The sequence below is a fragment of the Kitasatospora sp. NPDC043949 genome (assembly GCF_056435365.1).
In genome coordinates, this window is record NZ_JBWKEQ010000057.1 from 30,295 (window position 1) to 51,221 (window position 20,927).

At 74.4% G+C, this 20,927-nt stretch carries 18 protein-coding genes; 10 read left to right on the top strand and 8 right to left on the bottom strand.

Translation table 11 applies throughout. The features are described from left to right. Window positions 1-92 precede the first annotated feature (92 nt). Both AC07AL_RS32660 and AC07AL_RS32665 read left to right on the top strand, forming a co-directional pair. Window positions 93-1,820 (top strand): glycosyltransferase family 2 protein, encoded by a 1,728-nt coding sequence (locus AC07AL_RS32660; protein WP_363584825.1) that lies wholly within the window; start codon window positions 93-95, stop codon window positions 1,818-1,820. Between the two features lie 197 nt (window positions 1,821-2,017). Further along, the gene (locus AC07AL_RS32665; protein ID WP_400802687.1) at window positions 2,018-4,165 is read left to right on the top strand and encodes an acyltransferase family protein; all 2,148 of its coding nucleotides are present in this window, start codon (window positions 2,018-2,020) and stop codon (window positions 4,163-4,165) included. Window positions 4,166-4,256: 91 nt separating this feature from the next. Here the strand turns inward: AC07AL_RS32665 and AC07AL_RS32670 are convergent, their stop codons facing one another. After that, window positions 4,257-4,889, bottom strand: coding sequence for a hypothetical protein (locus tag AC07AL_RS32670; protein WP_478319187.1), 633 nt, complete (start codon window positions 4,887-4,889; stop codon window positions 4,257-4,259). A 144-nt stretch (window positions 4,890-5,033) separates the two neighbouring features. On the opposite strand from AC07AL_RS32670, the gene AC07AL_RS32675 reads away from it, so the two are divergent. From AC07AL_RS32675 to AC07AL_RS32685, 3 genes are read left to right on the top strand one after another with little or no spacing between them, the layout of a single operon-like run. After that, window positions 5,034-5,264 (top strand): hypothetical protein, encoded by a 231-nt coding sequence (locus AC07AL_RS32675; RefSeq protein WP_363584831.1) that lies wholly within the window; start codon window positions 5,034-5,036, stop codon window positions 5,262-5,264. 25 nt (window positions 5,265-5,289) lie between these two features. Further along, window positions 5,290-5,796 carry a hypothetical protein gene (locus tag AC07AL_RS32680; RefSeq protein ID WP_363584832.1) on the top strand — a complete coding sequence of 169 codons (507 nt, stop codon included), beginning with the start codon at window positions 5,290-5,292 and terminating at the stop codon, window positions 5,794-5,796. Continuing rightward, window positions 5,793-6,461 carry a class I SAM-dependent methyltransferase gene (locus tag AC07AL_RS32685; protein WP_478319189.1) on the top strand — a complete coding sequence of 223 codons (669 nt, stop codon included), beginning with the start codon at window positions 5,793-5,795 and terminating at the stop codon, window positions 6,459-6,461. Before AC07AL_RS32680 ends, AC07AL_RS32685 begins: the two co-directional genes overlap by 4 nt. A 43-nt stretch (window positions 6,462-6,504) precedes the next feature. On the opposite strand, the gene AC07AL_RS32690 is transcribed toward AC07AL_RS32685, so the two are convergent. Next, complete coding sequence (locus AC07AL_RS32690; protein WP_363584836.1) at window positions 6,505-6,978, bottom strand: MarR family winged helix-turn-helix transcriptional regulator; 474 nt, start codon at window positions 6,976-6,978, stop codon at window positions 6,505-6,507. 57 nt (window positions 6,979-7,035) lie between these two features. Here AC07AL_RS32690 and AC07AL_RS32695 point away from each other — a divergent pair, with 57 nt between their 5' ends. Further along, a complete protein-coding gene (locus AC07AL_RS32695; RefSeq protein ID WP_400802679.1) occupies window positions 7,036-7,866 on the top strand; it encodes an alpha/beta fold hydrolase in 831 nt (276 codons plus the stop codon). A 139-nt stretch (window positions 7,867-8,005) separates the two neighbouring features. On the opposite strand, the gene AC07AL_RS32700 is transcribed toward AC07AL_RS32695, so the two are convergent. The 4 genes from AC07AL_RS32700 to AC07AL_RS32715 all read right to left on the bottom strand — a co-directional run bounded on the left by AC07AL_RS32700 (window position 8,006) and on the right by AC07AL_RS32715 (window position 11,642). Next, the gene (locus AC07AL_RS32700) at window positions 8,006-9,094 is read right to left on the bottom strand and encodes an SDR family oxidoreductase (protein WP_478319191.1); all 1,089 of its coding nucleotides are present in this window, start codon (window positions 9,092-9,094) and stop codon (window positions 8,006-8,008) included. A 153-nt stretch (window positions 9,095-9,247) separates the two neighbouring features. Further along, a complete protein-coding gene (locus AC07AL_RS32705) occupies window positions 9,248-9,841 on the bottom strand; it encodes a TetR/AcrR family transcriptional regulator (RefSeq protein ID WP_478319193.1) in 594 nt (197 codons plus the stop codon). A gap of 95 nt (window positions 9,842-9,936) precedes the next feature. Next, entirely contained in the window at window positions 9,937-10,605 is a 669-nt protein-coding gene (locus AC07AL_RS32710; RefSeq protein ID WP_363584844.1) for a histidine phosphatase family protein, read from the bottom strand. A gap of 104 nt (window positions 10,606-10,709) precedes the next feature. Next, window positions 10,710-11,642 carry an aldo/keto reductase gene (locus AC07AL_RS32715; RefSeq protein WP_363584846.1) on the bottom strand — a complete coding sequence of 311 codons (933 nt, stop codon included), beginning with the start codon at window positions 11,640-11,642 and terminating at the stop codon, window positions 10,710-10,712. Between the two features lie 225 nt (window positions 11,643-11,867). On the opposite strand from AC07AL_RS32715, the gene AC07AL_RS32720 reads away from it, so the two are divergent. Next, window positions 11,868-12,614: a rhomboid family intramembrane serine protease gene (locus AC07AL_RS32720; RefSeq protein WP_363584848.1), complete on the top strand. Its 747-nt coding sequence runs from the start codon at window positions 11,868-11,870 to the stop codon at window positions 12,612-12,614. A 132-nt stretch (window positions 12,615-12,746) separates the two neighbouring features. Further along, the gene (locus AC07AL_RS32725; RefSeq protein ID WP_478319194.1) at window positions 12,747-13,715 is read left to right on the top strand and encodes a D-2-hydroxyacid dehydrogenase family protein; all 969 of its coding nucleotides are present in this window, start codon (window positions 12,747-12,749) and stop codon (window positions 13,713-13,715) included. 105 nt (window positions 13,716-13,820) lie between these two features. On the opposite strand, the gene AC07AL_RS32730 is transcribed toward AC07AL_RS32725, so the two are convergent. Both AC07AL_RS32730 and AC07AL_RS32735 read right to left on the bottom strand, forming a co-directional pair. After that, a complete protein-coding gene (locus tag AC07AL_RS32730) occupies window positions 13,821-15,416 on the bottom strand; it encodes an L-lactate permease (RefSeq protein WP_478319196.1) in 1,596 nt (531 codons plus the stop codon). A 234-nt stretch (window positions 15,417-15,650) separates the two neighbouring features. After that, window positions 15,651-16,397 (bottom strand): IclR family transcriptional regulator, encoded by a 747-nt coding sequence (locus tag AC07AL_RS32735; RefSeq protein WP_400329357.1) that lies wholly within the window; start codon window positions 16,395-16,397, stop codon window positions 15,651-15,653. Window positions 16,398-16,495: 98 nt separating this feature from the next. On the opposite strand from AC07AL_RS32735, the gene AC07AL_RS32740 reads away from it, so the two are divergent. Then, window positions 16,496-17,662: a pyridoxal-phosphate-dependent aminotransferase family protein gene (locus AC07AL_RS32740; RefSeq protein ID WP_478319198.1), complete on the top strand. Its 1,167-nt coding sequence runs from the start codon at window positions 16,496-16,498 to the stop codon at window positions 17,660-17,662. 37 nt (window positions 17,663-17,699) lie between these two features. After that, window positions 17,700-20,714 (top strand): FAD-binding and (Fe-S)-binding domain-containing protein, encoded by a 3,015-nt coding sequence (locus AC07AL_RS32745; RefSeq protein WP_478319199.1) that lies wholly within the window; start codon window positions 17,700-17,702, stop codon window positions 20,712-20,714. The last annotated feature ends 213 nt before the right edge of the window (window positions 20,715-20,927 follow it).

A 20,927-nucleotide genomic window follows, 5' to 3' on the forward strand; every position in this document is an offset into this window, starting at 1 on the left:
GTCATACCTCGTTCATGATTGGTCTAGGCCAATGTGAGAGGCTGAGGGCGAACGGCCACGTTCCGTCCCATGCCCAGGGGGGCCACTTCCGCATGCCCGTACTCCATGGCACCGCCATGCCCGCGCCCGAGGCCGGCCCGCGCCGGATCCCCGCGGACCCCGACCTCCGCCTGCCCAGCCCGCCCGACGACGAGGAGCTCTACTGGTACTTCGGCCCGCAGCGCCGCTGGGTGCTGCTCTGCGCCACCCTCTCCTACGCGGGAGCCACCGCCACCCTCGGCCTGTTCGCCCTCAGCCGGCCGCTGCTCTGGCCCTTCCTGGTGCTCACCGTGCTCAACGCGGCCACCTGGCTGCTCTCGCTCACCGACGGCCAGCGCGCCCGCCGCTACACCCGCGACTCGCACGACCTGCTGATGCGCGCCTGGCAGCCCGCCCGCCACCCGAGCGTCGACCTGCTGCTGCCGACCGCCGGCGAGCCGCTGGCCGTCCTGGAGAACGCCTACCGCCACACCGCCGCCGTCCAGTGGGCCGGCGCGCTGACCGTCATCGTCCTCGACGACGCCGCCCGCCCCGAGGTGCGCGAACTCGCCGAGTCCTACGGCTTCCAGTACCGGGCCCGCCCCGACCGCGGCCGGTTCAAGAAGGCCGGCAACCTCAACCACGGCCTGGCCGAGGGCAACGGCGAGATCGTCGCCGTCCTGGACGCCGACTTCTGCCCCCGCCCCGACTTCCTGCACCACCTGGTGCCCTACCTCGACAACCCCGAGGTCGGCATCGTGCAGAGCCCGCAGTGCTTCGACACGGACGCCGACATGTCCTGGCTCGAACGCGCCGCGGGAGCCACCCAGGAGATCTTCTACCGCTGGATCCAGCCCTCCCGGGACGCGCAGGACGGCACCGTCTGCTGCGGCACCAACGCCCTCTACCGCCGCGCCGCACTCATGCGCGTCGGCGGCTTCGCCGAGATCGACCACAGCGAGGACCTCTACACCGGCCTCTCGCTCGCCCGCGCCGGGTGGACCACCCGGTACGTGCCCGCCCTGGTCGCCAAGGGCATGTCGCCCACCGGCCTCCCGGCCTTCATCAGCCAGCAGTACCGCTGGTGCCTCGGCTCCCTGGCGCTCGTCCGCGACCCGGACTTCCGCCGCGGACCGCTCCCTCGCTCCGCCCGGCTCTGCTTCTGGAACGGCATCCTCGGCTACGTCACCAGCGCGGTGAACGTCTTCGCCGTCCCGCTGCCGGCCCTGATCATGCTGTTCTTCGCCCCCGGTGAGATCCAGCCGTGGCAGGTGCTGCCGTTCCTGCCGCCGATCTGGGTCTCGCTCGTCCTGCTGCCCGCGATGTCCCGCACCCGCTGGCGCTTCGAGGTCACCCGGGTCCAACTCCTCGGCGGACTCTGCCACGTGGTCGCCATCGCGCACGCGCTGCGCCGCCGCAGTGCCGACTGGGTGCCCACCGGCGCCGTGTCGGGCGGCAGTTCACTGGCCAAGGCGGTCGCCCGGATCGGCGTCGGCTGGCTGGGGTTCGTCGTCCTCGCGGGCATCGCCGGACTCGTGCGCGCGGCCGTGCTGTACGGCTGGCAGCCCTACTGGGCGCTCACCGCGCTGCTCGCGCTCACCGCGTACACCATGATCCCGCTGATCCGGTCCCTGTGGCCGCTCCTGCGCGGTGGCAACGGGGCCGCCGTCGGAGAGGTCGCCCCGCCCGTGCGGCGCCGGTCCGACCTGGGATTCGGCCACGCGGAGGCCGTCGCCGTCACCGCCGTGCTGCTGCTCTGCGGGCTGCTGGCCTCCGGCTGGGCCGATCCGCTGATCTTCTGACGATCCGTCAACTCCGCTCGTCGATTCCGCTCCATCAACTCCTGACGTCAAAGTCGATGTCTGACGACCCATCAACTTCGTTCGGATCCACCGCGTTTCCCAGTGCGTCGCCCCACCGGCGCGGATGCGCCGCCCGGCCGCCCCATCGGCCCGGCGGTCCCGACCACCCGCTGCCTGCCCCTGCGAGGAGCACCGCCGTGTCAACGGCCGTACCACCACCGTCGTCGTCCCCTTCCTCCCCTGCCGCCACCGCCTCGGCCGAGCTGCTGCCCGGCGTCGTCCGAATGGACCGGCAGGCCGCGCCCGAGCGGCGCCCCTCCGCAGAAGCCGTCGCACCGCCGCAGGCCCAGCGGCGCACCGGCTTCCGCCCCGACATCGAGGGCCTGCGCGGCGTCGCCGTCCTCTCCGTCCTCGCCTACCACGCCGCCGTTCCCGGCTTCGCCGGCGGCTACGTCGGCGTCGACGTCTTCTTCGTCATCTCCGGCTTCCTCATCACCGGACTGCTGCTCGGCCGCCCGATCGGCCTGTGGGACTTCGCCGCCCGCCGCGCCCGCCGCATCCTGCCCGCCGCCGCCACCGTCCTGGTCGCCACCGCCGTCGCCGGTGGCGCGCTGCTCGACCCGCTGCGCGGCACCGACCTCGCCCGCGACCTGATGGCCTCCGCCGGACAGTTCGTCAACTGGCGCTTCGTCGGCCAGCAGACCGACTACCTGGCCGCCGAACACGCCCCGAGCCCGCTCCAGCACTTCTGGTCGCTCGGCGTGGAGAACCAGTTCTACCTGCTGTGGGGCGTTCTGCTGCTCGGCCTCGCCCGCTTCCTGCACGGCCGCCGCCGCACCGTCGCGATCACCCTGGCCACCACGGCCATCGGCGCGGTCTCGTTGCTGCTGTGCGTCCGGTGGACGGCGACCTCGGCGCCGCTCGCCTACTTCTCCACCGGCAGCCGGCTCTGGGAGTTCGCGGCCGGCGCGTGCGCGGCGCTGCTCGCCGGCGCGCTGGCCGGCCGCACGCAGCGGCGCGGAACGGCCTGGTCGCTGCGACTGCTCGGCTGGGCCGGCGCCGCCGCCGTCCTCGCGTCGATCCTGCTCTACGACCGGAACACCCCCTTCCCCGGCACCGCCGCGCTGGTGCCCGTCCTCGGCGCCGCCGCCGTCCTGCTCGCCGGCCCCGCCCACCGCGCGCTCGGCGCCACCGACGCCGGGCGCCTCCTCGACAGCCGCCCGCTGCGCGCCGCCGGACGCCTGTCGTACGCCTGGTACCTCTGGCACTGGCCGGTGCTGACCATCGCCCAGGCCCGCTACGGCGCCCTGCCCTGGACCACCCTGGCCGCCCTCGCCGCAGCCAGCGCGCTGCCCGCCTGGCTCACCATGCGGCTCGTCGAACAGCCGCTGCGCTACGGCAGCAGCCCGGCGCCGCGCCGGGGCCTCGCGGTCGGCGCAAGTGCCCTCGTCATCCCGCTGATCGCCGCCCTCACCCTCGGCGGCGGCACGGTCCGCGCCCTCGGCGGCACCGCCGACACCCCCTCCGCCGCCCCGGCCGGGGCCCCGACCGGCCCCACCCTGCTCGCCCCCGGCGCGCGGGTGCTCGGCCTGACCCCCTCGCTGGCCCGCGCCCGGGAGGACTTCCCGCCCGGCAAGGGCTGCGAGATCCCGCTGAACGCCGACAGCAGCCCGCGCTGCCTGTTCGGCGCCGAGGACAGCCCCGACCGGATCGTGCTGCTCGGCGACTCGCACGCCGGCCAGTGGATATCCTCCGCACTCGCGATGGCCGAGCAGCGGCACTGGGCCCTGGAGGTCCTGGTCAAGCCCGGCTGCCCGCTCGCCACCCTCACCGTGCGCAACAACGTCCTCGGCCGCACCTTCGAGGAGTGCGACCGCTGGCGCGAGAACACCCTCACCCGGCTCACTTCCGGGCCCAGGCCGCGCCTCGTCCTGATGGCCGGCCTCAACCGCTACGGCAGCCAGGAGGAACGCACCCAGGGCTGGACCCGCACCCTGGACCGCCTCGCCGCCGTCGGCGCCCCGCTCGCCTACCTCGGCGACACCCCGATGCCCGGCAAGGACATCCCGACCTGCCTCGCCGCATCCGACGGCCGCTCGGACGCCTGCTTCTTCCCGCGCGACACCGCCTTCGAGCCGGACCCGATGCTCGACGGCGGCCTCGCCGCCCGCTACGGCGTCCGCACCCTGGACCTGGGCCCGCTGCTGTGCCCCGGCAGCGGACCGGACTGCCCGGCGGTGCTGGAAGGCGTGGTGCTGTACCGCGACACCGGCCACATCACCGACACCCTGGCCCGCGTCCTGGCGCCGCGCCTGGACAAGGGAATCCTGGAGGCGGCCGGGTAGCGCGGCTCCACCGCCTGGGGCGCCCCGCCGGATCGGTCCGGCGGGGCGCCCTCGTCGTGCGGGTGCGGGTGCGGCCGCCGCAGGCGTTTTTTCAGCCGTAGATGCTGTGGCAGAGGCGGGCCTGCTCCGAGCCCGCGGGCCAGCGGCCGACGCGTTCGGCCTGGTCGCAGATGCCGCCCGCGCCGAGGGTGGGCAGCGCCGTGCCGGGGGCCGGAGCCGCCGGGGTGGCGCCGGCGGGGGCGGTGCCGTGGGCCGACGGCGAGGGGTGCGCGGTGCGGCCGGGCTTCGGGTGCGCGGTCGCCGCGTGCTGAGCGTCGGCCGGCTCGTCCTCGTTCGGCGCGGCCGCCGCCGTGGCCGTGGCGGCCGTGGCCAGGGCCGGTCCGGCGCCCTGTGGCGTGGGCGGCGGCAGCGGGGACGGCGCGGGCGTGGTGGGGAGCGGGGAGAACGCGGGCGGGTCCGGCGCCGCGGGGTCGGACGCGGAGGGGGAGGCGTGCGGCAGGGCCACCACGTCCAGCTCGTCTCCCGACCCCGGCCCGCACATCGCCAGGACGGCGGCGAGGACGGCGACGGTCCCGACGGTCGCGGCGGCCCACACCTTCCGCGACCGCCGCGACGCCGGTGCGGGCGCCGGAACGGGGGCCGGCGCGAACCCGGTGGGTACCGGGGGTGGCTGCCACGCGTCCTGCGGCCACTGCCACTGTCCTCCGGTGGGCTGCCCAGTCATCTTGTCGTCCTTCCAGCGCCGAACCCCCCACCGAATCCCCCGTCATGCCTTCCCCGTGCTCAACGAGCGCGCCGACGCCGGGACATGACCCGGAAGAGGGGTCTGGAGGGGCGCCGATTGCCGCCGCGCCACATGCTGGGGGGCATGGAGACCAACAGCACGTCCAAGCACCTGGTCGAGGTGGCCGACTTCCGGACCGACAGCCGCTACCGCCTGGTCCACTTCGAGGGCCACGGCTGGGAGCCGCTCGCCCCCGAGGAGTTCGAGCCCCGGATCCGCCAGCTCTTCCCGGACCTCGACCCGCGAGATCCGGTCCGCGTCCACTGGGCGGATCGCCCCTGGGAGTGGCCCCTCTGGCACCCCGGCGAGGCGTGAGCCGCGCTTTCGTTACGCTGTCCGGGTGAGCGTGGATCATTTCTGGCGCCGCCTGCCCGGCCAGGAGGTCGACACCTGCTCGCCGGCGGAACTCGGCGAGCTCGTCCCCGACCGGCAGGACGTCCGCTACGACCAGCTGGCCTCCGCCGGGCTCCTCCTGGGCGTGCGGAGCACCGCCCGGCTGATGGAACTGGCCCTCACCGAGAACGGCCTGCACCCCGACCCGGCCGCCCGCCTGCCCGTGTACGGCGGCGAGCGCCGTGAACCCGACGCCGCGCAGACCGATCCGCTGGTGCTGAGCCCCGCGCAGGTCGCGGCCGCCTTCACCTTCCTGCGCGACTCGGCGCTCGGGGAACTCGTGCGCCAGCAGGACACCGTGCTGGCCCGGACGGTCGCGCGCCTCGGGTACCCGACGCCGTGGTCCGAGACCTGGGCGTCCCGGGTGGTCGCCGACCTGCGGGAGCTGCGGGACTTCTTCGCCCACGCGGCGGCGGCCGGTGACGCGGTGGTCGTCCGGGACCGGAAGGCATGATCGGGGTGGACGAGTTGGGCGGGGTGGAGGACGTGAAAGGGGTGGGCGGGGTGGAGGACGTGAAAGGGGTGGACGGGCTTTCGAGCACCGCCGGTTACGCCGAGGCGGCGGAGGAACTCGCCGTCCAGTACGAGAGCGTGACCTTCGCCGAGGTCCACGCGGACCTGCTGCACAGCTACCCGCCCCCGCCCGCCGCCGTCCTCGACGTGGGGGCCGGCACCGGGCGCGACGCGGCCGCCCTCGCCGCCCTCGGCCATCCGGTGGTGGCCGTCGAGCCGACCGCCGAACTCCGTTCCGTCGCCGAGCGGTTGCACGCGGGCTCCGGCGTGCGCTGGGTCGCCGACGCGCTGCCTGAGCTGCCGCGGCTGAGCGCCGGCGCCGAACGCTTCGACCTGGTCCTGCTGACCGCCGTCTGGATGCATCTCGCCCCCGCCGAGCGGCCGTTGGCGATGGCCGCCCTCGGTCGGCTGCTGGCCCCGGGCGGGCGCCTCGCCCTGACCCTGCGCCACGGCCCCGTCCCGCCGGGCCGCCGGATGTTCGACGTCCCGCCCGAGGAGACCGTCGCGCTCGCCGCCGCCCGGGGCCTGCGACTGCTCCACCGCGCCGAACGCGGCGACCTGCACGGCCGGTCCGGCGTCCGCTGGACGAGCCTGGTCTTCGGGTAGGCCGCTCTCCTGCGGTCCGGGCCGCGCCTACGCGGTACGGGGGTCAGTTCACGTCGACGTTGTCGAAGAGTTCGAGCATCTGCGTGAGGACGTGTACGCAGGCGGTCAGGTCGGCGTCGGTCAGCTCGCCGCCGACCTGGCGGAGCAGGGCGTGCTCGCGGGCGCTCGCGGCGGAGACGGCGGCCCTGCCGTGGTCGGTCAGCCGGATCAGCGAGGACCGCTGGTGGGCGGGGTTCGGGGTGATCTCGACCAGGTCCAGGGCTACCGCGTCGTTGACCATGCGTTGCACGAACTGCCTGCTCAGCGCTTGTGCGCGGCCCATCTGAGGGACGGTCATGGGCCCGTGCTCCGCGAGCAGGAGCAGCACGGCGCGCACGCCGACGGACAGCCCCTCGATGGGAGCCGCGAGTTCCACCTTGCGGAGCACCCGCCGGTACAGCGGGCCGACCAGGTCGAACACGTCCATGAGCCGGTGGGCGAGGACGTCGGGCGGGAGCGGGGCATCGGTATCGGTCACCCCGTCATCATGGCACCTGGGTTGCCAATCCTCGCGGGGGATGACAACTTGGTTGTCATGACTGACGCATCTGACGTGTTCTCGTTCGACGACGGCCGCAGCCACCTCGCCTACCGTGACATCGGGTCGGGCCGACCCCTGGTGCTGGTGCACGGCGGCCTGCTCGACCACCGCATGTGGAGCGACCAGATCGCCGCCTTCGCGGCCGACTACCGGGTGATCGCGCCGGACGCCCGCGGCCACGGCGGATCCTCCAACGCGACCGGCCCGTTCCGGCACACCGACGACCTCGCGGCCCTGCTGCGCCACCTCGGCACCGGCCCCGCGATCCTCGTCGGGCTGTCGATGGGCGGCGCCATCGCCGTCGACACCGCGCTCGAACACCCGGACGTGGTCGAGGCGTTGGTCGTCAGCGGCGTCGGCACCAGCGAACCCGAGTTCAAGGACCCGTGGCTCGGCGAGATCGAGGCCGAGGAGGCCCGCGCCATGGCCGCGGGCGACCTCGAAGGCTGGATCACGGCGTTCACCCGGCTCGCGGCCGGCCCGCACCGCACCCTCGACGACGTCGACCCGGACATCGTGCGCACGTTGAAGGACATGACCCGGCGAACCCTCGCCAAGCACACCCCCACCGAACCCGACCACCAGGTGCCCGTCACCGACACCTGGGCGCGGGCGGCGAAGATCGGCGTCCCGGTGCTGGCCATCAACGGCGGCATCGACTCCGACGACCACCTCGGCATGGCCGAACGCCTCGTCCGCAGCGTCGCCGACGGCCGTACGGCGACGGTTGACGGCACCGGCCACTACCCCAACATGGAACGCCCGGACGCCTTCAACGAGCTCCTCGACGACTTCCTCCGGACCCTGCCGGTGCACGAGGGCTGACGGTGGATCCTGCTCACGGGCGCCTTCCGGATGGAGTCTCACCCCAAGGCTGACAGCGGCAGTTCGCCACCGGCTGGCCGGCCGACCGGCCAGCCGGGCCGCTTCGCGCTCGTCATGGACCCGCACGGCGCGCCGTGGTTCACCGGGACGGGGCGCCGAAGTCCTCGGCGACCAGCCGGTCGGCCCAGCGCCGGAGGGCCGGGGCGAGGGGCGGGTGGACGAGGCCGGCGGCGGTGGCGAGGCGGTCGGCGGAGGTGGTGTCGTAGCGGTCCTCGGAGAGGAAGCCGAGGGTCTCCGGGTCGGCGCCGGTGAGGGCGCGGGGGAGGCGGCGGACGATGGCGACGGGGACCAGGCCGCGGGGCGGGCGGACGCCGAGGTGGGCGGCGATGAGCGCGATCAGGTCCGGGAGCACGGGGGTGGCGGGGTCGAGGACGGTGTGGGCCATCAGGGCGGAGCCGTCGGGGGCGGGGGTGGTGGCGCTGTCGTGCGCGGGGACGGCGGCGAGGAAGCGGGCCAGGTGGTCGACGGTGACCACGGGCAGGAAGGTGCGGCGGGTGCCGGGCAGCAGCGGCAGGCGGCCGCGGTGCAACTGGCGGACGAGCTGGGCCAGGCCGAGGTACTGGCCGGCCTCGCCGGTCCGCGAGTGGCCGATGACGCTGCTGGGGTTGACGGTGGTGAGCGGGACGCCGAGTCGGGGTGCGGTGACCCGGACGGCGGCGTCGCCGAGCAGCTTGGAGGCCTCGTACGCGCCGAGGCACGCGTAGGCGGCGGTGGTGGCGCGGGGACTGGGCGGGTACAGCGGCTGCGGGTCGCGGCCGACGCGGTAGCCGGAGAGGTGGACCAGGCGGCGCAGCCGGGGCCGGGTGGCGGACCAGTGGAGGGCGTGCAGGGCGCCGTGGACGTTGGCGGGTTCGGCCTGGGCGCGGGTGAGGCCGAACTGGTAGCGGGCGGCGAGGTTGTGGACGTCGTGGACCTCGGTGAGCCGGGCGTCGTCCTCGGGGGAGAGGCCGAGGCCGGGGCGGGTGAGGTCGGCGGCGACGGTGGTCAGCGCGGTGTCGTCGGCGCCGTGGGTGCGCAGCCAGCGGCGTAGTTCGGTGTCGCGGCCGAGGCCGCGCACGGCGGCGGCCACGGGCTCGCCGCGGGTGAGGAGTTCGAGGACGAGCCAGCGGCCGAGGAAGCCGGTGGCGCCGAGGACGAGGGTGCGGGGCGATGGCGGGAGGGGCGGCATGGGGCAACTCCTGACGCTGGAATCTGTAGACCGGTCTGCATATTTTTCGGGCGCGAGGAAACTTCGGGCACGGGAGATTCGGGCACAAGGGATCGGGAGGGTCGGAAGGGCGGAGCCGCGCACCGGCCGGCGGCGGCTCCGCCCCGCGACGCCCTACGCGGTGCGGGCGGCCGGCTTGGCGCCGAGCAGGTGGCGGACGGCGTGCAGCGCGTGGTCCAGCGGCTCGCGGCTGCGCCGGACCGACGCGAGCAGGACCGCGCCCTCCATCAGCGCCAGTGCCTGCCCGGCCGCCGTCGCGGCCTCGGCCGGCTGGAAGCCCTCGGCCTCCAGCCGGCCGGCCAGCACGCGCTGCCAGCTCTCGTACACCTCCGCGCAGACGGCGCGCAGCGGCTCGTTGGTGCCGGCGACCTCCAGGGCGACGGTCGCGATCGGGCAGCCCTTGGTGTAGTCGGAGCCCGCCAGTCGCTCGGCGAAGACCTCGGTGAGCCGCTCGGTGAGCGCTCCGCTGTCGGCGCCCTCGGCGACCAGCGCGGCGAGCAGGTCCTCGACCTCCTGCCCGGCCTGGAGGAGGGAGGCGGCGACCAGTTGGTCCTTGCCCTCGGGGAAGTGGAAGTAGAGCGAGCCGCGCGGTGCGCCCGTCGCGGCCACGATCTGGTTGAGGCCGGTCCCGAAGTAGCCCTGTGCCTCGATCAGCGTCCGGGTGCCGGCGATCAGCCGGGCCCGGGTTTCCTCACCCTTGACTCCCATGCGGAAAACAATAGACCGGTCTGCATATTCCTGTCGACGGGCCTCAGCGCCTGGCCTCAGTACCGGGCCTCAGTACCGTGTCTCAAAGCCGGGCCTCAGCACCGGGCCTCGGACGGGAAGCCGGTCCAGCACAGTTCGTCGGGCAGGTGGCGCATGTCGTTGTGGAGCAGCACGTAGGAGGGGCGGCCGGGCGTGTAGCGGATGACGGTCAGCGCCGCGTTGCAGGAGTTGAGGCCGAGCCAGCGCCAGGCAGGGGCGCTGAGGGCGTGCCGGACCAGCCAGCCGATCAGGAACGCGTGGGTGACGACCAGTTCGTGCCGGTCCTCGCCGCCCGCCACCGGACCGGTGAACCGCTGGACGGCCCGGCGCGCCAGCTCCGGGCCGCGGGCGCGCTCCTCCGCCGTGGACTGCGCGAGGAAGTCCAGCAGGTAGTCGGCGCTGTCGGCGGGCAGTTCGTGCCGCTCCGGGACGTACGGCACGTAGTCGCCGGCCTCCTCGCAGACCGTCGGGACCGCGCCGGCCTGCCAGCCGCCGCCCAACGGCTCGTTGCCCGGCCGCCCGCCGCCCAACTGCTCGGCGATCAGCCGGGCGCTCTGCGCGGCCCGGGGCAGCGGTCCGTGGTGCACGGCTGCGATGGGGCGGTCCGCCAGCCGCCGTCCGAGCAGGACGGCCTGTCGGCGTCCGTCGGCCGTGAGCCCGCTGCCGTCGGGCGCGGCCTCGCCGTGGCGGGTCAGGTAGAGGTAGCGGGTGGCGGACTCGGCCATGCTCCGGGACTCCTTCGTTCGTGTCGGCGTGCGTGCTCTCGTGCTCGCCGGTGATCCTGGGCTCGTCCCGGATCGACGCCGTCGCGGCCCTGCCCGGTTCCGGATCAGCCCGTGTGCGCCTCCTGGAGCAGTGCCAACTCCTCCGGGGAGAGGCGCAGCGCCCCGGCGGCGATGTTGTCCTCCAGGTGCGCCAGGTCGCCGGTGCCGGGGATGGCCAGGACGTGCGGGCCCTGGTGGAGCGTCCAGGCGAGGCGGACCTGGGCCGGGCCGACCCCGCGCGCCTGCGCCACCGCCCGGACCTGGGCGGGTTCGGCGCCGCCCGTGCCGGACTCCCGCCCGGCTCCGGCGATCGCGTAGAACGGGACGAAGGCGATGCCCTGCTCGCCGCAGAGCCGCAGCACGGCGTCCTGTTCGGGCGAGGCGCCGATGCCGTACGGGTTCTGCACGCACACGACGGGCGCCACGGCCTGTGCCTCGGCGAGCTGGTGCGGGTGGATGTTGGAGAGGCCGAGGTGGCGGATCAGCCCGGCCTGCCGCAACTCGGCGAGGGCGCCGAAGCGTTCGGCGATCGAGTCGGTGCCGACGATCCGCAGGTTCACCAGGTCGAGGTGGTCGCGGCCGAGTTGGCGCAGGTTCTCCTCGACCTGGCCGCGCAGCCGCTCCGGGGTGCGGGCGTGCTCCACCCACTCGCCGTCGAGCCCGCGGCCCGGGCCGACCTTGGTGGCGATCACCAGGTCGTCGGCGTACGGCGCGAGCGCCCGGTTGATCAGCTCGTTGGCGGAGCGCAGTGGGGAGAAGTAGAAGGCGGCGGTGTCGAGGTGGTTGACGCCCAGTTCGACGGCGCGCCGCAGCACCCGGACGGCCTGCTCGCGGTCGCGCGGTACGGCGTCGGGGACGAGCGCCCGGCCGGTCTGCGGCAGGCGCATCGTGCCGAGGCCGATCCGGTGGACGGTGCGGTCGCCGAGCGTCCAACTGCCGGAGGCGGCAGCGGTGACGGCGGCAGCGGTGACGGCGGCGGGGGTGGTGTCGGAGGTCATGCCGTCATGATCGCCACTGCACTGCCCCGACCGCCAGCGATTCGGGAATGTGTGAATCCCCGGGGAATCCACGGGGGCGGAGATGACGGCGGACCTGGCGGGACTGTGACAACCGTCATGCCGAGTCCATGATCACCCTCCCTGGTCCGGGGCCCCGCCCGACCGGGATGATGGGGCGCGTCGACGGGGCGGGAGCGCCCAGGGTCGGGTGAACGGGGGTCGGCGATGTCGCCGCACGAGATCGGGTTGTACGCGAGCGCCGCCGTGGTGGTCAGCGTGGGACTTCAGGCGCTGGTACTGGCCGGCTCCAACGTCGGTCAGGGAGTCGGCTCCGCAGCCGGCCCGGGAGCAGGAGCCCCGGCGGGCGCCGGGCCGGGCGAGGTGCTCGCCGTGGTCCGGGGCGCCCTGGCGCGCCGGCCCCGGGCCACCCTCACACTGTTCGCGGTGATGGCGGTGATGGCCGTGCTCCAGTACGCGGTGCCCGCCCTGGTCGAGGATCTGATGCGGCAGCCGGGAGCGCTGTCCGACGGGCAGTGGTGGCGGGCCGGGACGGCCCTGCTGGTGCAGTCCTCCGGGATCACGCAGATCGCGATGAACCTGCCGGCCCTGCTCGTGGTCGGCGCCGTCGCCGAGTCGGTCCTCGGGTGGTGGCGGACCCTGGCCGTCTTCCTCGTCAGCGGCGTCCTCGCCCACGTGGTGAGCCTGGCCGGCTGGTCGCCGCGCGGCGGCGGCGACTCCGTGGCCGTCTGCGGCCTGCTCGGCGCCCTGGCCGTCACCTGCCTGCTGCGCGGGAACACCCTGGGCCTCACTTTCAAGGGCACCTGGTACCTGCTGCTCATCCCCGCGGCCGGTCTGTTCCTGTGCGCGCTGCGGAACAACCACGGCGCCGGTCTGGTGGCGGGCTGCCTGCTCGGCCTGGCGCTCGCCGCCGGGACGAGGGCCAGGCCGACCGGGCAGCCCGCCGTGGCGTGACGGGGCTTGGCCATCGCGCGCCTCCCCGTGCTCCGGTGCCGGTGGTCCACCCCCGGGGCCAAGCTCGCAGACCCGCGGCTCGGACCGGGCCTGGCACGCCGGGCGCCGGTCAGCGTCTGGGAGAGTGCGGGCATGACACTTCGGACCCTTCGCTGCGCCGTCCTCGACGACTTCCAGGGCGTCGCCACCAGCATCGTCGACTGGTCGCCGGTCTCCGAGCGGGTGGCGGTGACCGCCTTCTCCGAGCACTTCGGGTCGGAGGACGAACTCGCCGCGGCGCTGGCCGACTTCGACTTCGTCGTGACCCTGCGCGAGCGGGTGCCGTTCCCGGCCTCGCTGTTCGCCCGGCTGCCGAGGCTCAGGCTGCTGGTCGCCTCGGGCATGCGGAACTCGGTGATCGACTACGCGGCCGCCGAGGCGCACGGCGTGACGGTCTGCGGGACGGCCAGCTCCTCCACCCCGCCGGTCGAGCTGACCTGGGCGCTGCTGCTCGGCCTGGCCCGCGGCATCGTGCCGGAGAGCACGGCGCTGCGCGAGGGCGGTCCCTGGCAGAGCACCGTCGGCGCCGACCTGCACGGGCGGGTGCTCGGGCTGCTGGGCCTGGGGAGGATCGGCGGCCTGGTCGCCCGGGTCGGACTGGCCTTCGGCATGGACGTGCTGGCCTGGAGCCAGAACCTCACGGACGAGCGGGCCGCCGAGGTCGGCGTGCGCCGGGCCGCCGGCAAGGAGGAGCTGTTGAGCGGCGCCGACTTCGTCTCGATCCACCTCGCCCTGGGCGAGCGCACCCGGGGGCTGCTCGGCGAGGCCGAACTCGCGCTGATGAAGCCCGAGGCGTACCTGGTGAACACCTCCCGGGCGGCGATCGTCGACCAGGACGCGCTGCTGGCCGCGCTCACCGGGGGCCGGATCGCGGGCGCCGCCGTGGACGTCTTCGACGTCGAGCCGCTGCCCGCCGAGCACCCGCTGCGCACCGCGCCCCGGCTGCTGGCCACCCCGCACCTGGGGTACGTGTCGCGCGACAACTACCGCCGCTACTACGGCGAGGCGGTCGAGGACATCGCGGCCTACCTGGCCGGCGAGCCGATCCGCCGACTGGGCTGACCCCCGGCCTGGGCTGACCCCGGGCTGGGCTGACCCCTGGCCTGGGCCGATCCGCCGAGCCGGGCCACCGCGCCGACCGGCCCGGTCGGCGCGGCGGCGACTCGTTCACGGCACCATCCAGCCGAGGACCGGGGTGGACTGGAGCCAGGCGAGGAGGCAGAGGACGGCCAGGACGGCCAGGCTCCAGCCGATGATCTTGCGGAGGACCTCCCCCTCCCGCCCGTACGTCCCGACCGCGCTGGCGGCGATGACCAGGTTCTGCATCGCGACGGCCTTGCCCTGGACGCCGCCGGTGCTGGTGGTCGCGGCGGCCAGGAGGGGGGACAGTCCGATGTGCTGGGCGGCGGAGACCTGCATCGCACCGAAGAGCGCGTTGGAGGAGGTGTCGGATCCGGTGAGGGCCACGCCGAACCAGCCGGTGAAGCCGGAGAACAGGGCGAAGGCACCGCCGAGGCCCGCCAGCCAGGTGCCGATGGAGACGGCCATCCCGGAGAGGTTCATCAGGTAGGAGAGGGCGAGGACGCAGGCGATGGTCAGGGCCGCCCAGCGGATCTGGTGCAGCGCGTCCAGGTAACAGCGCAGTGCCCGCCGTACCGGCACCCGCAGGATGAGCGCGGTCAGGACGCCGGTGGCGAGGAGCAGGGTCCCGGCCGCGCCGAGCCAGCCGAAGTCGAAGGTGGTGACCGCCACGGGTCGGCCGCTCGGGCTGGTCACGTGGAGGCCGGGCCAGGGGAAGGCGACGTCCTGGTCCTTCACGAAGCCGGCGACGGGCCCGCCGTAGGACACCAGGGCGAACAGCGCGGTGATGATCGCGTACGGGAGGAAGGCCAGCAGGGTGTCCCGGCGGGGGGCGCGCTCCACGCGGGGCCCCGTTTCGGCGGCGGGGCCGTGCCGTCGCGCCCGGATCCTGAGCAGCACGATGACCGAGGCGAGCGAGGTGAGCGAGGCCACCAGGTCGGTGAGTTGGTAGGTGAGGTAGTTCGAGCAGAGGAACTGGCCGACGGCGAAGCCGGTTCCGGCGGCCAGGGCCACCGGCCACACCTCCCGGAGCCCCCGGCGTCCGTCGAGGAGGAGCAGCAGGACGAACGGCACCAGGGCCGCGATGACGGCGGACTGGCGGCCGACCATGGCGCCGAGGTCGGCCCCGGGGAGGGAGGTGACCTTGGCCAGGGTCTGGATCGGGTTGCCCACCGAACCGAAGGCCGCCGGCGCCGTGTTGGCGAAGGCCGCGACGGCGGCGGCCTTCAGGGGGTCCAGTCCCAGGCCGAGCAGGATGAGCGAGGTGACCGCGATGGGGGTGCCGAATCCCGAGAGGGACTCGATCATCGCCCCGAAGCAGAAGGCGATCAGCACGGCCTGGATCCGGACGTCGCCGGAGAGGGACGAGAAGGTCCTTCCGATGACGTCGAAGTGTCCGGAGGCGCGTTGGAGGCGGTTGATCCACACCGCGCCGAGGATGATCCACACGATCGGGAACAGTCCGAAGGCGGCTCCCTCCAGTGCGCCGTCGGCGGCCTGGCCGAGCGGCATGCCGTAGCCGGCGGTGGCGATCAGGAAGGCGGTGGCGAGCCCGGCGAGGGCGGCCCAGTGCGACTTCAGTCGCACCAGGCCGAGCAGGACCAGGAGGACGAGGAGGGGGGTCGCCGCGAGCAGGGCGGCGAGAGCGGGGTGTCCGAGCGGGTCTGGGACTTGGCGATACACGGGTGGGTCTCGCTTTCTCCAGTCGGCGATGACCGCGACGGCGAGAACGCTCGATCCACCCGGGTACGGACGATCGGCGCACGCACGTTTTCGCATCATGGAACCCGAGTTCCATCAGGCGCCAAGCATGGGATGCGCCGATACCGCCGTCAAGGGGGCGGGGTGCGGGCTCCGGATCGGGAGTGCCGATCCTGACGTATAGTCAGAAATGCTTCGGGGAGGCCGAGTTCGCCGTCACCCGCGCGCTCCGAGCACGACGCCGAGCCGCTTCGCCGCCGCGTTGACCAGGGCTCCGTGCTCCGCCCGCGACTCGTCGGTGGCCCGGCTGGCGGGGACGTTGACGCTGATGCTCGCTACCGGCAGCCCGAGGCCCCCGATGACCGCCGCGGCGACCGCCGAGACGTCGGAGCGCCACTCGCCGCTGTTGGTCGCGTAGCCCCGGCGCCGGACCTCCGCCAACTCGTCCAGCAGCCGCCGTGGTTCGACGATCGTCGCGTCGGTGTACCGGGCCAGCCCCTCGGCGAGATAGCTCTCCAGCGCCTCGGCGGGGCTCGCGGCGAGCACCGCCTTGCCGTTGGCGGAGGCGTGGGCGGGCAGGTCCTGCCCGAGCGGAAGGACGATCCGCACCGGCTGGCTGGTCTCCAGCCGCTCCACCAGGATCACCCGGCCGCCCTCCGGCACGGCCAGGTGGACCGTTTCGCCGGTCTGACGGCGCAGTTCCTCCATCACCGGCACGGCGGCGTCGCGCAGGCCCAGTTCACCGGTGGCCTGCCGGCCGACCTGCAGCGCCTTGGCGGTGACCAGCCACCGGGTGGGTGCCCCGCCGGCCTGGCGCAGCCACCCCGCCGTGTGCAGGGTGAGCAGCGCCCGCTGCACGGAGCTCTTCGGTAGGTCCATGGCCCGCGCCAGCTCCGCGACGCCGATCGGCTGGCGCGCGGCGACCTCCTCCAGTACCCGCAGCGCGTTGAGCACGTTCTGCATCCTTGACCCCCTTCGAAGGTGGCGCCTACGCTCCACTATGCCGCTCCACGATACGACGTGCCGTCAGACGGCACAACCCTTAAGGGGGTTCGACGCGTATGTCCTTCCGTACCGGCCGCCACTTCCTCCAGATCCCGGGCCCCACCAACGTCCCCGACCCCGTGCTGCGGGCGATCGCGGCGCCCACGACCGACCACCGGGGGCCCGAGTTCGCGGCACTGACGCTGCGTCTGCTCAAGTCGATCGGGCCGGTGTTCGGCACCTCGGGCCCGGTCGTGATCTACCCCGCCTCGGGGACCGGCGCCTGGGAGGCCGCCCTGGTCAACACCCTCAGCCCCGGCGACCGGGTGCTCTGCTTCGAGACCGGACAGTTCGCCGCGCTCTGGCGGGAGATGGCCCAGGCCCTCGGCCTCCAGGTGGACCTGGTCCCCGGGGACTGGCGCCACGGTGCCGATCCCGAGGTGCTCGCGCAGCGACTCGCCGAGGACGCCGACCGGACGATCAAGGCGGTGTGCGTCGTCCACAACGAGACCTCCACCGGCGTGACCAGCCGGATCGCGGAACTGCGCCGGGCCCTGGACGGGGCGGGCCACCCGGCGCTGCTGCTGGTCGACGCGGTGTCCTCGCTCGGCTGCCTCGACTACCGCCACGACGAGTGGGGCGTCGACGTCACGGTGTCCGGCTCGCAGAAGGGCCTGATGCTGCCGCCCGGGCTGGGGTTCAACGCGGTCAGCCGCAAGGCGCTGGTCGCTTCGCGCACCGCCGGGCTGCCCAAGTCGTTCTGGAGCTGGGCGCCGGTCATCGAGGCGAACCGGAACGGCGCCTTCCCCTACACCCCCGCCATCAACCTGCTCTACGGCCTGGACGAGGCCCTGCGGATCCTCGACGCCGAGGGCCACGACAACGTCCACGCCCGGCACGCCCGGCACGCCGCCGCCACCCGGGCCGCCGTCCACGGCTGGGGCCTGGAGGTCCTGTGCGCGGACGAACGCGAGTACTCCGGCTCGCTCACCGCGGTCCTGCTGCCGGAGGGCCACGACGCCGACCGGTTCCGCGAACTCGTCCTGGAGCGCTTCGACATGTCGCTCGGCGCCGGTCTGGGCAGGCTCGCCGGCCGGGTCTTCCGGATCGGCCACCTCGGCCACCTCAACGACCTGACCCTCATCGGCACCCTCGCCGGGGTGCAGCTGGGCCTGGAACTCGCCGGGGTGCCGATCGACCCGGCCGGCCTCGGTGCGGCGCTCGACGTGCTCCGCCGCCCGTGAACGCCCCGGCACCCCCAGACACAGGAGTCAACCGGACATGACAGCGAGCAGTTCCGACGCCTCGACGGCCGGCCGCGGCCCCGAGCGCGCCGCCCGACCCGAGAGCGGCACCCCTGACGGCGACACCCGCGCGCTGGAGCACCGGCTCCGCCGCGACCTCGACGGCGAGGTCCGCTTCGACGACTACACCCGGCACCTGTACTCCCGGGACGCGAGCATGTACGCGATCACCCCGGTCGGCGTGGTCCTGCCCCGGCACGCCGACGACGTCCAGGCCGCGGTCGCCGCGGCGGCCGAACACGGCGTACCGCTGGTGCCGCGCGGCGCGGGCACCAGCCTGGCGGGGCAGACCGTGGGGCCCGGGCTGGTCCTGGACCTGTCCCGCCACCTGAACCGCATCGTGGAACTGGACCCCGAGGCCCGCACCGCCCTGGTGGAACCCGGCGTCGTCCAGGCCCAACTGAACCGCGCGGCGGCGCCGTCGGGCCTGGTGTTCGGCCCCGACACCTCCACCGCCAACCGGGCCACCATCGGTGGCATGATCGGCAACAACTCGGGCGGCAGCGGGTCGCTGCGCCACGGGATGACCATCGACCACGTCCGGGAGCTCGACGTCGTGCTCTCCGACGCCAGTCGGGCCCACCTCGCCCCGGTCGACGCGGCGGAGCACCGCCGCCGGGCCGCCCTGCCGACCCTCGAAGGCGCCGTCTACCGCGAACTCCCGCGGATCGTCCGGGCCAACGCCCGGGCCATCGCCGAGGGAACACCGGAGTTCTGGCGCCGCTCCGGCGGGTACCGCCTGGAACGGCTCCTCCGCGAGGGCGCTGAGGGCGCGGTGGACGCCCCCTTCGACCTCGCGAAGTTCGTCGTCGGCTCGGAGGGCACCCTCGTCATCGCCACCAGGGCCCTGGTCGACCTGGTGCCCAGGCCCGCGCACACGGTCATCGCCGTCGGCCACTTCACCTCCGTCGCCGGGGCCGTCGACGCGACCGCGGACGCCCTCGCCTGCGAACCCGCCGCGGTGGAGCTGATGGACCGGACGATCCTCGAACTCTCCCGGCGGAAGATCGAGTACGCCTCGCTCGGCGGCATCCTGGCGGGCGATCCCGGGGCGCTGCTGTTCGTCAGCTTCAGCGGGGACGACGAGGGCGAACTGCGCGGCCGGCTCCAGCGGCTCACCGCCCGGTGGGCCCGGCACGGCCACGGCTACCACACCCTGCACGCGGTGACCGCGAAGCAGCAGGAGGCCCTGCTCAAGGTCCGCTCGGCCGGCCTGGGCCTGCTGATGGCCGCCGGCGAGGGCACCCGCCGTCCGCTCGCCTTCGTCGAGGACACCGCCGTCGACCCGGTCCACCTCGTCGACTACACCCGCCGCTTCCAGGAGGTGCTGGACCGGCACGGCCTGTCGGCCGGCTTCTACGGGCACTGCTCGGTCGGCTGCCTGCACATCCGCCCCTTCGTGGACCTGACCGACCCCGCCCAGGTGACGACCATGCGGGCGGTCGCGGAGGAGATCCGGGACCTGGTCACCGAGTACGGCGGCGTCAACTCCAGCGAGCACGGCGACGGCCTGGCCCGCAGCGAGTTCAATCCGCTGCTCTTCGGGCGGGACCTCTACGAGGCGATGCGCGGTACGAAGCGACTCTTCGACCCCCGGAACCTCTTCAATCCCGGCAAGATCGTCGACGCCCCCGCCATGACGGACCACCTGCGGGACCGGGCCCTGCCGCCCGCACCCGAACTGCGCACCCGGCTCGCCTTCGAGGTCCTCGGCGGCATGCGCGGGGCGGCCGACCGGTGCATGAACATCGGGCTGTGCCGCAAGAGCGCCACCGGCACGATGTGCCCCTCCTACATGGCCACCCGGGAGGAGGAGCACTCCACCCGCGGCCGCGCCAACGCCCTGGTGAAGGCGCTCTCCGAGCCGGACCCCCGGCAGGCGCTGGGAGACGAGCGCCTGCACGGGATCCTCGACCTCTGCCTGATGTGCAAGGCGTGCAAGAGCGAGTGCCCGCTCGGCGTCGACATGGCCACGCTCAAGGCCGAGACCCTCTCCCACCACCACGACCTGCACGGGGTGCCGCTCAGATCCCGGGTGTTCGGCGCCATCCGCCTGCTCAACCGGCTCGGCTCGGCCACCGCGCCGCTCTCCAACCTCCCGGGGCGCAGCCGGCTCGTCCGCCGACTGCTGGAACGGAGGTTGGGGATCACCGCTGCCAGGCCGCTGCCGGCCTTCGCGCGGGACAACCTGCTGCGGTGGTTCCGGCAGCACGAGGGCGCGGCCCCGTCGGCCCCCCTCGGTGAGGTGACCTTCCTGGCCGACTCCTTCACCACCTTCACCGAGCCGGCCATCGGCCGCGCCGCCGTCGAACTGCTGGAACTGGCCGGCTGGCGGGTCCGGCTGGCGGCGCAGGGCTGCTGCGGTCGCGCGAGCCTGTCCAAGGGACTGCTGGACGACGCCAAGCGGCAGTCGGCCGACTTCGCCCGGGCCATCGCCGCGACGGCGGCCCCGGACTCACCGGTCACCGGCTGCGAGCCGTCCTGCCTGATGACGCTGCGGGACGAGCACCTGGCCCTGCACCCGGACGACCCGGTGGTCAAGGATCTCGCGGGCCGGGTCCGGCAGGTGGAGGAACTGCTCACCGAGGCGATCGACGCCGGACGCCTCCGCCTGAGCCCCGAGGCCTGGCCGGCCGGTCGCCGACTGCTCTACCACGGCCACTGCCACCAGAAGGCCGAGGTCGGTACGGCCGCCACCATCGCCCTGCTGAACCGGATCCCCGGCGTCGAGGTGGTCGAACTGGACGCCGGCTGCTGCGGGATGGCGGGCTCCTTCGGTTTCGAGAGCGAGCACTACGAGGTGTCCATGACGGTGGGGAACGACCGGCTCTTCCCCGCCGTCAACGCCGAACCCGAGGACACCGTGATCGTCGCCACCGGCGCGTCCTGCCGCCAGCAGATCTTCCACGGGACGGAGCGCCACGCCTGGCACCCCGTCCAACTCGTCCGCGAGGCCCTGCTGACCGGCACCGCCCCCGCCCCGTCCGGCTGAGCGGGGTCCGGGGGCGCGAGGTCCGGGGGCGGGGGGGGGGGGGGGGGGGGGGGGGGGGGGGGGGGGGGGGGGGGGGGGGGGGGGGGGGGGGGGGGGGGGGGGGGGGGGGGGGGGGGGTGGGGGGTGGGGGGGGGGGGGGGGGGGGGGGGGGGGGGGGGGGGGGGGGGGGGGGGGGGGGGGGGGGGGGGGGGGGGGGGGGGGGGGGGGGGGGGG